At 55.1% G+C, this 13623-nt stretch carries 12 protein-coding genes and 1 pseudogene; 1 reads left to right on the forward strand and 12 read right to left on the reverse strand.

All coding sequences use genetic code 11. The annotated features are described in order from the left end of the window. Window positions 1–409: 409 nt before the first annotated feature. From AC1RAC_RS25775 to AC1RAC_RS25800, 6 genes are all read right to left on the reverse strand, one after another. Window positions 410–1954 carry an MDR family MFS transporter gene (locus tag AC1RAC_RS25775; RefSeq protein ID WP_054918466.1) on the reverse strand — a complete coding sequence of 515 codons (1545 nt, stop codon included), beginning with the start codon at window positions 1952–1954 and terminating at the stop codon, window positions 410–412. Then, window positions 1947–3119, reverse strand: a complete 1173-nt coding sequence (locus AC1RAC_RS25780) for an HlyD family secretion protein (RefSeq protein ID WP_054898385.1) — start codon at window positions 3117–3119, stop codon at window positions 1947–1949. The genes AC1RAC_RS25775 and AC1RAC_RS25780 overlap by 8 nt, the downstream gene beginning before the upstream one ends. Then, on the reverse strand, window positions 3116–4618 hold the full coding sequence (locus AC1RAC_RS25785) for an efflux transporter outer membrane subunit (protein ID WP_089042404.1): 1503 nt from the start codon (window positions 4616–4618) through the stop codon (window positions 3116–3118). The genes AC1RAC_RS25780 and AC1RAC_RS25785 overlap by 4 nt, the downstream gene beginning before the upstream one ends. Before the next feature lie 210 nt (window positions 4619–4828). Further along, complete coding sequence (locus AC1RAC_RS25790; RefSeq protein WP_054899116.1) at window positions 4829–5569, reverse strand: AraC family transcriptional regulator; 741 nt, start codon at window positions 5567–5569, stop codon at window positions 4829–4831. Window position 5570: 1 nt separating this feature from the next. Further along, complete coding sequence (leuA, locus tag AC1RAC_RS25795; protein WP_034128567.1) at window positions 5571–7265, reverse strand: 2-isopropylmalate synthase; 1695 nt, start codon at window positions 7263–7265, stop codon at window positions 5571–5573. A gap of 431 nt (window positions 7266–7696) precedes the next feature. After that, a complete protein-coding gene (locus AC1RAC_RS25800) occupies window positions 7697–8398 on the reverse strand; it encodes a transposase (RefSeq protein ID WP_089042403.1) in 702 nt (233 codons plus the stop codon). A gap of 53 nt (window positions 8399–8451) precedes the next feature. Here AC1RAC_RS25800 and AC1RAC_RS25805 point away from each other — a divergent pair, with 53 nt between their 5' ends. Continuing rightward, window positions 8452–8649: a DUF6124 family protein gene (locus AC1RAC_RS25805; protein WP_430692941.1), complete on the forward strand. Its 198-nt coding sequence runs from the start codon at window positions 8452–8454 to the stop codon at window positions 8647–8649. 285 nt (window positions 8650–8934) lie between these two features. On the opposite strand, the gene AC1RAC_RS25810 is transcribed toward AC1RAC_RS25805, so the two are convergent. From AC1RAC_RS25810 to AC1RAC_RS25835, 6 genes and pseudogenes are all read right to left on the reverse strand, one after another. After that, a complete protein-coding gene (locus tag AC1RAC_RS25810; protein ID WP_492617100.1) occupies window positions 8935–9279 on the reverse strand; it encodes a hypothetical protein in 345 nt (114 codons plus the stop codon). A gap of 250 nt (window positions 9280–9529) precedes the next feature. Then, on the reverse strand, window positions 9530–10009 hold the full coding sequence (locus tag AC1RAC_RS25815) for a hypothetical protein (protein ID WP_054918449.1): 480 nt from the start codon (window positions 10007–10009) through the stop codon (window positions 9530–9532). A 3-nt stretch (window positions 10010–10012) separates the two neighbouring features. Then, window positions 10013–10300, reverse strand: a complete 288-nt coding sequence (locus AC1RAC_RS25820; protein ID WP_487976928.1) for a tRNase toxin domain-containing protein — start codon at window positions 10298–10300, stop codon at window positions 10013–10015. Window positions 10301–10424: 124 nt separating this feature from the next. Beyond that, complete coding sequence (locus AC1RAC_RS25825) at window positions 10425–10667, reverse strand: hypothetical protein (RefSeq protein WP_054897997.1); 243 nt, start codon at window positions 10665–10667, stop codon at window positions 10425–10427. After that, window positions 10664–13165: pseudogene (locus tag AC1RAC_RS25830) on the reverse strand (DUF637 domain-containing protein); the annotation flags it as partial. The gene AC1RAC_RS25825 and the pseudogene AC1RAC_RS25830, both read right to left, overlap by 4 nt. 252 nt (window positions 13166–13417) lie before the next feature. Beyond that, window positions 13418–13615 (reverse strand): DUF4926 domain-containing protein, encoded by a 198-nt coding sequence (locus tag AC1RAC_RS25835; protein ID WP_034128708.1) that lies wholly within the window; start codon window positions 13613–13615, stop codon window positions 13418–13420. Window positions 13616–13623: the final 8 nt, after the last annotated feature.

A 13623-nucleotide genomic window follows, 5' to 3' on the forward strand; every position in this document is an offset into this window, starting at 1 on the left:
CTTACCTTTTTTCAGGCATAAGCAGGCCTGCCTCGCCGTTCTTGGCCAGTGCTAGAGTCTTATTCAATTAAGTTGTAGGGTTATGCTTCCGTGACCCAAAGGTCAGCCGTCGAAGCAAGACGAAACTTAGAGGAAGTTCATGATGATCAGCAAGTGTTTTTTGGAAAATTAATACAATTTATTTCCAAGTTGTAAAACCCACAACAACAGAAGCCCGACCGAAGTTAATAAAATCAACTTCGCCAGGCAATAGCTGGCTAACACCCCTCAAGGGAGTGCAAACAAACTGTATGGAATTGCTAAGTTAGCAATTAACTAGTCTATGAACGCGGCCATTCGCCTTTTTACCATTCAAGTTCCCTCTTACCGCTGATAAGCGCCCGCGTATTACCTGCGGGCAGTAATGAGTTCAGTTCTTTGCTGATTGGCGCAATGCCAGGGCCGCGACCCCGCACAAGATCAAAGCAATACAGGACACATAGAACGCATCGCTGTAGGCCATCAGGTACGCCTCACGACGCACGGTGTGGATCAAGCCCTCAAGGACCTGCTGTTGAGCGGGTAATAGCTGGTTGAAGATAAAAGCCTCGCTGTCGGCCATGCTGGCGCGCAGGCGCTCCTGAAAGGCCGGAGAAAACAGGGTGATCGACTCCCCTACCCGCTCAGAGTGAAAGCGCTCGCGCATGGCCACGATCTGCGTCAGGCCCGCCGTGCCCACGGCACCACCCAAGTTACGCAGCATGGAAAACAAGGCCGAGGCCGAGCCGGCTTCATCTTTGGCCAGGCCAGACACCGCCAGCACGGAAAGCGCCACCATGATCAGCGGCTGCCCGATGCCCCGTACCACGGTGGACGGAATAATCACGTTGGCGGCGCTGTCCACGTCCAGGTGCGCGCCGAGATAGCACCCCAGGGCCATGATGAAAAAGCCACTGGCAACCATCAGTTTCGGGTTGAGCCACTTCATCAAGCGCGGCATGAACGGCGCCAGTACCAGTTGCACCATGCCGTAGGCGATCAGGCTGATGCCAATCTCCCGGGCGTTGTAGCCCTGCAACTGAGACAGGTAATTGGGCACCAGGAACACCAGGCCGAAGGTGGCCGCGCCAAAGATGAACATCGCTGCGCTGGCCACGCCGAAGTTGTAGCTCTTGAGCAGGCGCAGGTTGATGAAGGAGCGACTGCCATACAACTGCGACAGCACGAAGTACACCAAGGCAACGCCGGCAATCAGTGACATCCATACAATGAAATCGGAGCCGAACCAGTCCTTGCGGCCACCTTCTTCCAGCACGATCTGCAAGCCACCCAGGCCGACGATCATGGCGATGATCCCGCCCCAGTCGCCGCGCTTGAGCAGGCTCAACTGCATGGGCTTGGCATCGATCGACCATGCCACCGCCAACAGCAAGAGAATGCCGGGGGCCAGTTGCAGGTAGAAGATCCAGCGCCAGGAATAGGCATCGGTCAGCCAGCCGCCAATGGACGGCCCGGCGGCCTGGGCGACGCTGTTGGACAACGCGAACAGCGCCATGCCCATCGCGATCTTGCTGGGCGGCAGTTCAGTGATGATCAGCTGGAATGACAAGGGAATCAGCACTGCGCCGGCAGCGCCCTGGATTACCCGAATGATGATCATCACTTCCAGGTTGGGCGCCCAGGAGCAGGCAATGGACGCCACCAAAAATACAAACGAGCCCACGAGCATCACACGTCGCAGAGAGAACACCTGCACCAACCAGGCGGTCAGCGGGATCATCACGATTTCCGCGACCAGGTAGGCGGTGGAAATCCACGAGCCTTCCTCGAACGTCGCGCCCAGGGAGCCTTCGATCTCCGGCAGCGCGGCGCTGGTCACGTGCACGTTCATGCCGGCCATGAAACAGCCGAACAGCCCCCCGATCACCGCCACCCAGGCGCGAAAGGAGACGCTCTTTTCAGCCGCTTCAGTCATGTGCAGCGCCCTGCTCAGCTGGGCGGGTGTCCACCGTGGTGATCACCGACATGCCCGGCAGGATGGGCCCGCCTTCGTCATGCTCATCAATGACGATCTTGACTGGAAAGCGTTGCACGATCTTGGTGAAGTTGCCGGTAGCGTTGTCCGACGGCAACAGTGCGAACACCGCCCCGGAGCCTGGCGAGAAGCTCACCACATGGCCTTTGAGCTTGCGCCCCGAATAACTGTCGACGCTGATATCCACCGGTTGGCCGGCACGCATATCGCGCAATTGAGTTTCTTTGTAGTTGGCCACGACGTAAGCCTGCTGCAAAGGCACCACCGCCAGCAGTGGCAACCCTGGCGCGACGTATTGGCGGGTACGGACTTTGCGCTGCCCCACCACGCCGTCGATGGGTGAGCGGATCAAGGTGTCCTCCAACGCATGCGTCGCCAGGTTCAACTGCGCCTCGGCCTGGCTGCGCCGGGCTATCTGCTGCTGGAGCGAAGCCTGGGCCAGTTGACGGCGGGTGGTGGCCACGGTCAAGCGGGTTTCCTGCTGGCGTTGCATCGCCTTGGCAATTTCCACCGCAGCATTGGCCTGGGTGTAACTGGCGGCGGCCGTTTCCAGACGCTGCGTGCTGGCAGCATGTTCGCGCACCAAGCCTTCGTAGCGACGCTGGTCAAGGCTTGCGCGGCGTAACTCAGCGGCCACACTGCGAGCATGGGCCTCAGCCTGGGCAACCCCGGCCTTTTGCTGGGCGATCAGGCTGTCAGTGACTGTCAAGTTGGCCTCTTGCGCTGCCACCGAGGCCTGGGTCTCGGCCAGTTCTGCGCGGGCTTGTGCCAAGCGGGCCTGGTAGTCACGGTCCTCGATGCGTACCAGCACATCCCCTGCCTTGACCGGCTGATCATCCTCTACCATCACCTCGGCCACGTAGCCTGAGACTTTCGGGCTGATGGGGATCCAGTCGGCCCGCACATAAGCATCATCGGTCTGCTCCAGATAGCGGCCGACGGTCATCCAGTACACGCCGAACACCACCGCCGCGATCAACAACCCGGCGCCGCCCAGCAGGATCAGGTTTCTTTTGCGCCGTTGCTTACGCGCATGCATAAGTTGCTCGAGCACATTCTCCTGCTCGTCCTGGACAGCAGTTTTTTCATCAACGGCGATATTCATGGCTGGGTACCGGAAGAAGGGATAGACGCGTGGGTGGGCGCAGCGGCCGGGGTATCGACGGCGCCGGACTGCCAACCGCCACCAAGGGCACGGAATAGGCCGATCTGGCGTTGCAGTAACTGGCCATCGGCGTCGGCGCGCGTGGCCTGCAAGCGGATCAGTTCACGCTCACTGTCCAGCACGTCGAGAAAGTCGATAGAACCGGCGTCGTAGTTGAATTGGGCCAACTTGTAGGCTTGGCGGCTGCTGTCCAGCGCCCGGCTCAAGGCCGCGTGGCGCTGCCGTTCGCCGTCGTACAACGCCAGGGCCTGGCGCACCTCCTTGAGGGCCTTGAGGACGCTGGCCTCGAACTGCGCGACCTCCACCTGCTCGAGTGCCCGTGCCTGCTTGACCCGCGCGCGGTTGGCCTGCCAATTAGGGAACTGCCAGGTAATCAGTGGGCCGATGCCGAACATCACCGCACTGCTGTCCCCCAGCTCATGGGGTTTGTTGGCCGAGGAGGACACTGAAGCGCCGAAGGTCACCTTGGGGTACAGGTCGGCCTGGACGATATCCACTTGCAGCGTGGCCGCCTGCAACGCGCGCTCGGCCTGACGTATGTCGGGGCGGCGCGCCAATAGTTGCCAGCCATCACCCACCGGCAACTCGGCATTGAGTTGGGGCACCACTTCACACGTTGCGGCGCCAGAGCCTTGGTCCAGTTCAGCGACGCCGGTCAGCATGGCCAATTCGTAGAGCGCGGCTTGTCGACGCGCCTCCAACATCGGCAGCAACGCCTGGGTTTCGCCTTGCAGGGCTTGCATGCGGCTGTATTCAAGGTCTGTCACCACACCGGCCTGGCGCTGGCGATCGGTCAACGCCAGGCTATGCCCGACCACGTCCAACGAATGGCGCTGTACCTTGGCACGCGCCCCCAGGGCGCAGGCATTCACATAGGCGCGAGTGGTTTGCGCCACGACCGTGATGCGCAGCAAGTCCTCGGCATCCTGCGCCGCTGCGGTTTGCACTTGGGCACGTTCAATGGTGCGCTGAACCTGGCCCCACACATCCACTTGATAAGCCAGCTCGAAGCCTGGGTTGAATGCCCATTCTGACGGCGCATGGCTATCGGTGGCCTTGGCCAGCGTCTGGTCATCGGTCGTCTTGCCATAAGCGGCCCCCAGCGACGCCTGGGTGGACGGCCAGCGCTCGGCATCGGCCTGCTGGATCCCGGCCAGCATCGCTTGCACATGGGCCTGGGCCGCCGCCAGGTCGCGGTTGTGCAGTAACGCCTGTTGCACCAGCGCATCGAGTTGCGGATCGTTATACAACTGCCACCAGCGCTCAGGTAACACTTGGTCCGAGACACCTTGGGGCAGGTGGCTCAGGGCATTGATGCGTTCCGGATGTGGCTGTGCCGGTGTATGGGCGACCCAGGACGAACAACCCGCCAACAACGCCACCGCCATGCCAAGCAGCGAAAGACGGTAATGCCGTGGGAAAAGAGAAGGCGAACCCATCGAAGAAATCCAGAATGCCAAGTAGAGACGCAGGGTAAGAGAGCAACCGGTTGCGCATCTCCCGAGTTCCAGACAACCATCGTTTCGATTGGGACAATGTGCCGGCGCGCCCTCTGCGCCGCAGGCTCCATACACCAGGCACAGGTAAACATGGCCCTGCCTGGAGGCGGGGCCATGTTCAAAAGGAGGTGGTGCTATCGCCAGTCAGATTCAGACCAAGCGACAGTTACTCGGGGTGTAGCCCATGGTGCGTTTGAACATCGCGGTAAATGCACTCGGACTCTGATAACCATGCTCCAATGCCACTTCAAGGATGGAGGCACCACTGGCCAGCCGCTGCATGCTGAGCAGCAGCCGCGTGCGCTTGCGCCACTCGCCGTAACTCATGCCCAACTCTTTCTGGAACAGCCGAGCCAAGGTGCGTGAACTCATATTGAGTTGCACCGCCCAACTCTCCAGTTTCGACTCCTGAGAAGGGTTGTCGATAAAGTCCGCACACAGAGACTTGAGCCTAGGCTCGTCCGGTATCGGCACGTGAGCCAGCACCCTTTGCGCACGGTCAAGTTCCGAGAAAATCAGCTCGACAATCTGTACATGCCGCAACGACGCCGGGTGGCTGTCAGGCTCATCGCCGGCGGCCACAATCAGCTCGCGCAGCAAGGGTGAAACCCTGATGACCTCGCACTCCTCCGTCAAACGACGGTGCGCTCCCGGTGAGATCAACAAAGTGCGCATGCGCACTTCGCCGGTCATGCGGATCTGATGTTCCAAACCTGAAGGCACCCACAGGGCATGCCCGGAAGGTACCACCCAGGTGGTCTCCTCCACCGACACAAGCATCACGCCGTTGATGGCGTAGACCAGTTGGCCTTCGTCATGTCGATGCGAGGCCACGATGTCACCGTGGCCATAATTACCGGCAAGTGCCGCCAATGCGGTATGCGCGTTCATCTCAGGACGGCACCGCAGCATTCACCACGCTGAGCAGGCCCAGGCGCGATGCACGATTGACCGCACTGGTGACCGCTTCGAGGGAAGCGAGCAGGCTACTGCCATCGCGAGCGGCGCCGAACAGCAACTGGTTGCCCACGCGAATTTCCACATAGGCCAACGCCTCAGCCTGGGCACCGTCACGGGTGGCATGTTCGTGGTAATCGGCGATATCAAAATGAATGCCACGCTGGGCAAACGCATCGACCAGCGCCGCAAGCGGGCCGTTGCCCTCGCCACTCAAGTCGATGCGCTGTGTACCTTGTTCAAGGGTGGCCTCCAGGTAAGTCACATCGCCCTCGCTCACCAGTTTGGGGGCTCGTAACGCGTAAGGCTTGCCCTGCTCCAGGTAATGCCGGGTGAAGCAGGCAAGGATCATCTCGCCACTGATTTCCTGGCCGGAGCCATCGGCTTCCTGTTGTACCAGGCTGCTGAACTCCATCTGCAAGCGACGCGGCATCACAATGCCGTGCTGCTCCAACAGATAGGCCACGCCCCCCTTGCCCGACTGGCTGTTCACGCGAATCACCGCTTCATAGCTACGGCCCATATCGGCAGGATCGATAGGCAGATACGGCACTTCCCACATGCCCTGCGGATTGGCCTGGCGCGCCGCAAAGCCTTTCTTGATCGCGTCCTGATGCGAGCCGGAGAACGCGGTAAACACCAACTCACCGGCGTAAGGGTGACGAGGATGGGTCGGCAACTGATTGCAGAACTCCACCTCACGCTGGACGTGCAGGATGTCGGAGAAATCCAACTGCGGATCGATGCCGCTGGTGTAGAGGTTCATCGCCAACGTGAGGATATCGACGTTGCCGGTACGCTCACCGTTACCGAACAACGTGCCCTCGACACGCTCGGCACCGGCCAGGCACGCCTGCTCCGCGGTGGAAACTCCAGTGCCCCGATCATTGTGCGGATGCACGCTGATGACCACACTGTCACGGCGACTGAAGTGCCGGCAGAACCATTCGATCTGGTCGGCGAAGACATTGGCGGTAGACACCTCCACGGTGGTGGGCAGATTCAGGATCATCTTGTTGCTCGGGGTCGGCCCGAACGTATCCGTCACCGCTTCACACACCTGCAATGCAAAATCCAGCTCGGTGAAGCAAAAGGTTTCCGGGGAGTACTGGAACGTCCACTGCGTATCGGGGTTCGCGTCCATGTGCTGCTTGATCTCTCGTGTTGCCTGGGTAGCAATCTCGATGCAGCCCGCCTTGTCCACATTGAAGACAACGTCCCGAAACACCGGCGCCGTCGCATTGTAAACATGCACGATGGCGCGAGGCGCGCCCTTCAACGCCTCAAACGTGCGTGCGATGAGGTGGCTGCGCGCCTGGGTCATGACCTGAATCGTCACATCATCAGGAATCGAACCGCTTTCAATCAGCTCACGGACATAGTCAAAGTCGGTCTGCGAAGCGGCAGGAAAGCCCACCTCGATCTGCTTGAAACCGACCTTCACCAGCAAATCGAAGAAACGCCGCTTGCGCTCGGCATTCATCGGCTCGATCAAAGCCTGGTTGCCATCACGCATATCCACACTGCACCAGGTGGGAGCAGCAGCCTGGACAGTGCTGGGCCATGTGCGATCCGGCAGGTTGACCGTGGTGAAGTGGCGATATTTGCGGGAAGGGTCCTTGAGCATCATGGCGTTTCTCCTTTTTCAGCAGTTTGTTTGTGTCAGACACACCACCGGCAATGCCGACTGATTGGATCCAATACTAAACGAACATAGTTTGATACAAATTGCGTTGTTGAGTTTGCGGAATGAAAAAATCCAAAGAAAAATCCAAAAAGCTCAAAAAAACCGAAAAAATATTGCGCAAAGAAATAAAAACAAACAATCAAAGACCGGAAGTCAGGAGTTACGGGCAAAATCAGTAAAAAAGAACCTATCGCTTGGATGAACGGGCTGAGGGAGCCAGGGAAAACATTTCTGACGGGCAAAAAAAACCCGAGAACCTTACCTGTGTAAGGCTCTCGGGTTTTCTGAACACACTTGATTGGATACCTGTAGGTTACGTTCAGGACGAGCAAAAAGCGACCAAAAAGGGGGTGACGACCAAAAAGGGGACAGATTTATTTACCACCATCCAACCTCGGCCGCCCTTGCCCTCGGCGCTCAATACGAACGCCTGCAATCCTCTCAACTTCTTCAATGAAACGAGCAGTTCCGGTAAGCTGCCCCCGTTGCAACGCCTCACGAATAATTTTCGTCTCATCACTCGAAACGGACTGCTTCACAAATAACTTATAATTTTCGCGGCGCTTCAGCGTTGTATCCCCCAATATGGAAAAACAAGCATCAACATCAAGCCAGTCACTATCAGGCACCCCCCCTGTGCGGGCACTGTAACTTGACCATGGATAATCCGCCGCGTCAGCTACCATGCATGCACGAACCGGATTTAATTCAATGTACCTGCAGCAAGCTAGCAAGTAAGCCTCCGTTTGCACCACGCTTGATTTATACCGTCCCTCCCATAATGTACCTGTCCGCCCTTCTAACCTGTTTCGATACCGAGTGGCCCGAGCCGCGAGCGCCTTCATTAACTGCCCTAGCCCTGCAACCGAGTTACCCGGAGAAACCAGTAAATGGACATGATTAGTCATCAAACAGTAGGCGTATATTTTTATGCCAAATGCGTCCTTAAGCTCTCGAAGGTCTCTCACGTAGCGCTGGTAGTCCTCCTCGGCAGCAAAGACCACCTGGCGGTTGTGACCACGCTGTACAACATGATGAGGATAGTTGGGCAAAACGACATGTCCCACTCTGGGCATAGGTAACCTCCTTCCTTAGAGAATTACAGCCTAGCAAATGGAAAAAAATAAATCTGTCCCCTTTTTTCTCAGTCCCCTTTTTTCTCAATGCGAGTGAGCTTTTGGCTTCGGCATCAGCAATGGCGAATGAACAGGCGTTTTCCTCAAACGGATCACAGCGACTTCAAACCTTCGGGTTGGCCCAGCTGATCGAAAGCGCGCACCTTCTAGTAAACGATGCTCTGAAAAAAACGAGTCCAGTAACCCTCTGATTTTTAATGGAGAAAAATAGATGAGGATAGGTTACGCAGTTTTATTCGAAATATCGTGTCCTACCCCATCTATCACTTATATTTAAACAATTGAATACTTACAAAAAAATGGTGCCTTATAGACATCCATTTTGGCTAACTATAAAGCTAGCAGGTACCAAAAAATAAAACCACGTTATTAAACAGCAAACCGCCAATAGAGCAATCAAATAAATCTGCCCCTTTTCCACTCCAACTAGACTGAAAATTTTTTTGAGTAACGCTCTTCTAATCTTTCAGCAGACCTTAGAACGCCATCCCATCATCAGGAAAGAAAGCAGAATAAACATCTGCTGCAATTTTCATCAGGGAAACGTAGTCAGGCACTGGGATACTTGAAGTTTCCACTTCGCCCAAAAAGAAACTAACCTTATTGAAACTTTCTGGATCGTCCCAGTCCTGATCAAGGGCGTAAAAAAAACCTTCACTCACAGAGAAGCCAAATCCCTGCGAAGCGTCATAGATGAACGCTGGAAAATTAGTCCTTCCCCTCGCCATAGAAGCCTCTATCAATTCGTAAAGATCTTCATAGTCCAGACCAGTTGAAGCAAATGACTCCTTGAACCTCTTAAGCCAAGCCAAGCTATCCATTAGTTTGTCCTCGGGGGCATAGTGATAAAGGAATTTGTTATTTCTCCTGTCTTGCTATTACGTGTCACTTGGAAGTGATAGCCATCAACTTTAATACTAGCTTCTCTCAACGCTGGGTTGGTTTTAAACAAAGACTCGGCTTGGACTGCCGCTCGACTAGACATATCAGCCACCCTGCTATCCGGCAGAACCTTTGGATCGTAAGTCGTTTTCGTGGATGTAGGCTTATACTCACCCATTTTGCCACCTGTCAGCGAAAACGCGTAACCAGAGGGCCTAACATTTCGCCAGTAAAGTACCGAGTTCCTAAGTCTTTAGCAGGCTCCATCCCTCCGTAATACTCCTTCATACGAACTCTATCAGAAATCTCTTTCAGATATTTCTGCAGTAGAAGCATAACTTTATCAACATCATTAAAAACAGAATCGTCAAAACACAGCTCTACGTCAACACCGCCCCCACATTTTACAACTCTAAGTAATACAAAAAAATCGGAGGAAGCAGATACAATATCAAAACCATACAACTTAGCAGACACACAAACATCACCTTCAAAACGACAAAGCTCCGCAACCATACTTTGATCAAGGCCCAAGCAACTCGCAATACCGAGCACTTCTGAAGCTGTCACATCGTCGACGCGCTCCGAATGACTCTCCAAATCCTTCAGAAGAATAATAATATCGTCTTCAACCACACCACCTAGAACAACCTCATATAACTCTTTCATAAATTAGTCGACAAACCCTTTAAATGCCCCATCTAAATTCAACCGTATGCCACGCCCGTCGCCAAGACGTTTCTCTATAAATGGAATTCCTTTTTCTGTTGTCACCGACTTAAACTCGCCGGGAGCACGTATTATTTCACGTAACTGCTTCATAGCCTGCTCGTTCCAAGTAGCCATAGACCCTGTAGTCTTACCCCAAATATCAGGATTTCTACCCGCGTGCTTCGATAGTGCATGACCGATAACGGTGGAACCTTTGTAAGGTAATTGAACGAAAAAAAATGGACAGATTTATTTTTTCAGAGACTCATCCGCTACGTCTCAAGATCTTCACAAAGCCCAAACCTCAAAAAACCTGCCCCCTTTTCTTGTCAAGTAAGTGACGCTCAAATTTGCCCCATTTTTTCTTCTAGCCTCACCCCGACTCAACAATGAAATCTTTCGCTAGAATCATCGCCTCAAAAAAACCAGAGAATGGAACTCTCAAAGTCGCGCTACTTAAGTCAGCAAAGATCTCCACCTCTAAAGCGTCCACCCCTTTATCCTGATTAACTTGAGCAATTGGTTCGCCTTTATATTGAATCTCCGCAGTCAGCCTTTTATAGCGATTATCACTAAAGCCCAGAACTTCAAAATCCGAATTACTTTCAAGTTTCATGGTTTCGCCTTAGGGTCCAAAAACCCAGAAAATGAGCCATCATTATTGTAGCGCAGACCTCTTCCATCGGGAGCCCGGACCTCTAGCCCACCGCGACTCAAATTTGAGAATGTTGAATTTGGATTCTTGAGAACGTCATCAATAATACCGAGTGCAGTTGCATTTTGCTTTTCAATTCCACCTGTGAGTTTTGGGAACGTTCCAGTAGCTCGCTGGCCAGAAGCATGCTTTGTGAGCGCCCTAGCAGCCTCTGTCAGACCTTCCTTATTGATAGGATTTGAAGCTGCGGCAGATAGATCATCGAAAGTGCGGCCGCCGAAATTTTGCAGGGCGGAAGGCAATCCTTTTGCACCTCCCATCACAAGCCGACCTAATACTGCCGCCAGCCCAGCACCTGTGAGTTCACCGGCCATAAAATAGCCCCAAGCCTTGACGAACTCGTTAGCCGGTTGAACCCCTTCAAAACCTTGTCCTTGGGCCAGCTCCAGCTGTGCTTGGGCAATTTGGTCGTTAGTGGCACCTTTTTCCAGCATGTCCTTTGCCAGAGTAGTCGCCGCTGATCCGTATTCACTTAAGCCTGGTGGCAGATGCTCCAGAAAATTGTATTGCGTCAGGTTTTGCGCAACCCAAGCCCCTTTCTCGATCTTGGCAGCGTCCGCATCTTTCTGCCCCGCAGCCGCCAACACACCCACGATCTGCGAACTCATCGTCAGCAACTCTTCGTTGCCGTTAACCAGCGTATTCAGATGAGTAACCAGCGCCTCATTCGCCCCCGCTGCCAACGCACCGGTTTTAAAATCGCCGCCCGTAGCCTCAGCCAGCAAACCACCTACCATCGCGTGAATCGCAATCTTGGGTGCCGACCCATCGGCAACTACACCTTGGGTGTAATTTCCCACCAGATTGAAACTAGCTGCCGCCAACGTATTGAACAGCGCACTTTTTAATGCATCGCTGGCGCTACCGCCCTGCCCGAGTGCCTTGCTCAGCAGCATGGATGTGCCGCTTTGCAACGTCTGGTTGGCGGCAAATTTACCGACACCGCTCCACGTATTCAGTAGACCTGGCGTCGTGACTTTCCCAGTGATTGTGTTTGTTTGAGTCCCCGTCCAATCACCAAAATATGCAGCGGTCATGCCAGCCGTGACGCCAGCAATCACATACCCCTTCATCGCATCCGAAGAAGTCACGTCCTTGAGTACCGCGCCCAAGTTGCCACGGTTGTTAACGACACTGACCGTAGCGTTGGTCGCTGCTCCTGCAGCCACTGCTCCAGCTCCAGCTGCCACGCCAACGCCCGCCCCTGCGCTGGCAGCCGCACCCGCAGCCAACGGCCCAACCACCGCCGCCATCACAATCGCAATAATGATCTGCGACGCAGGCCCCAACCCTGAGTTGCTGTACTTGAAGCTGTCATGAATCTCCTTGACCTGCCTCCAGTCCACATCCCCACGAGCCTCTGCATCCTTAATCCAGGCCAGTTGCGGATCGGCCTTGACCATCGCCTCAATCGATTGGCTGACGGTCTGTTGATTGACCTGATTGACGTCGATCTTCAGGCCTTCCACCGCCTTGATCGCGATGTTGCCCTCGGCAACCATCTGGGTCTGGCGCAGTGTTTCGTCGGTGTTGCCTTTGCCTTTGGAGGACACCCAGAAGGCATTGTTATTGCTCTTCTCATGACTCTCCTGATGCAGATCCTTCACCGCCTCAAACTCAACCGCCCCCCCACTGACAATCGCAATATCCCCACCACTCTCAAGCTTCGCCGCCTGATACTTCTGATCCCCACCACTCTCCAGCGTCAGATCACCCCCAGTCTTGATCTCGCTCCCGACACTCTTCACATCGGTCACTTCATCACGCTGAGTCTTCTTGCTGCCCCAATTGCCCTTCTTGCTCATGTCATACAGCGAGTAATGACTGTCCTGCGCCGCCAGCATTTGCAGTTCGTTATCCGCATGCACATAGGCTTCATTGCCTGCGCTGATCTTGCTGGCAACCAAAGTCAGGTCGGTGCCGGCGATGGCGATCAGGTCGCCGCCGGCTTTGAGTTCGGCGCTTTGTTGGGTGACGTCGTCCAGTTGAGTAGTGGTTTTGGTGCCGCCTTTTTTGCCTTTGGAGTAGTCGTGTTGTTCGTTGGCGGCGGCGGCCAGGGTCAGGTTTTCGCCGGCTTTGACGCTGAGGTCTTTGGCGGCGCTGACGGTGCTGGCGACCACGGCGATGTCGCGCCGGGCGTCGATGGCGAGGTTGCCGCCCACGTCCACGGCGGAGGTGTGTTGCAGGATGGTTTGCTCGGTGCCGCTGATGCGGCGGCGTTGGTAGGCGTAGTCGTCCTGTTCGGTCTGGCTGGCGATCAGTACGTCGCGCCCTGCGGTTACGCTGGCGTTGCCACCGGCCTTGAGGTTGCTGCCGAGGTTGAGCACGTCGCGGCCGGCGTTCAGTTTGAGCGTGTCGGTGGCTTCGAAGCGGGAGGCTTCGCTGGCCACGTCGTTGCGCAGTTGGTAGCCCTAAAAAAAGGGGACAGATTTATTTTTCAGAAACTCATCCGCTACTTTTCAAAATCCTCACAAAACCAAACTTCAAAAATAAATCTGTCCCCTTTTCTTTGATCGCTAAAATAAATCTGTCCCCTTTTCTTATCAGGCCGCCCTTGTTATAAGTGCTCGCGCTCCAGGATGCATCTATTTGCCTTGGAGCTGGTAATGCCTTGACCGCATCATCTACAACAGCCCCAGTTGCTTTTGCACCTACTTATAGAGCTGGAATTGATTAGAGGATAATGCCAACTGTGAAACTGTTCGCCCCTGCTCGTCACAAAACTCTATTTCATACCCCTCAACTGGCTGACTATAGATCTCGATAATCGCGCCCTTCATACCTGCCCGCAACCCCTCCTCCGGAATATCCTCGATTAACACAACCACATCAAAAAGCGAATAAACCACCTTATACT

The organism is Pseudomonas sp. GW823-FHT02F05, from assembly GCF_058797315.1.

Coding starts and splice junctions, on each gene's coding strand:
- AC1RAC_RS25815 (WP_054918449.1), bottom strand. CDS start 10,009: ATGAAAGAGTTATATGAGGTTGTTCTAGGTGGTGTGGTTGAAGACGAT.
- AC1RAC_RS25810 (WP_492617100.1), bottom strand. CDS start 9,279: ATGGATAGCTTGGCTTGGCTTAAGAGGTTCAAGGAGTCATTTGCTTCA.
- AC1RAC_RS25785 (WP_089042404.1), bottom strand. CDS start 4,618: ATGGGTTCGCCTTCTCTTTTCCCACGGCATTACCGTCTTTCGCTGCTT.
- AC1RAC_RS25800 (WP_089042403.1), bottom strand. CDS start 8,398: ATGCCCAGAGTGGGACATGTCGTTTTGCCCAACTATCCTCATCATGTT.
- leuA (WP_034128567.1), bottom strand. CDS start 7,265: ATGATGCTCAAGGACCCTTCCCGCAAATATCGCCACTTCACCACGGTC.
- AC1RAC_RS25825 (WP_054897997.1), bottom strand. CDS start 10,667: ATGAAACTTGAAAGTAATTCGGATTTTGAAGTTCTGGGCTTTAGTGAT.
- AC1RAC_RS25780 (WP_054898385.1), bottom strand. CDS start 3,119: ATGAATATCGCCGTTGATGAAAAAACTGCTGTCCAGGACGAGCAGGAG.
- AC1RAC_RS25775 (WP_054918466.1), bottom strand. CDS start 1,954: ATGACTGAAGCGGCTGAAAAGAGCGTCTCCTTTCGCGCCTGGGTGGCG.
- AC1RAC_RS25790 (WP_054899116.1), bottom strand. CDS start 5,569: ATGAACGCGCATACCGCATTGGCGGCACTTGCCGGTAATTATGGCCAC.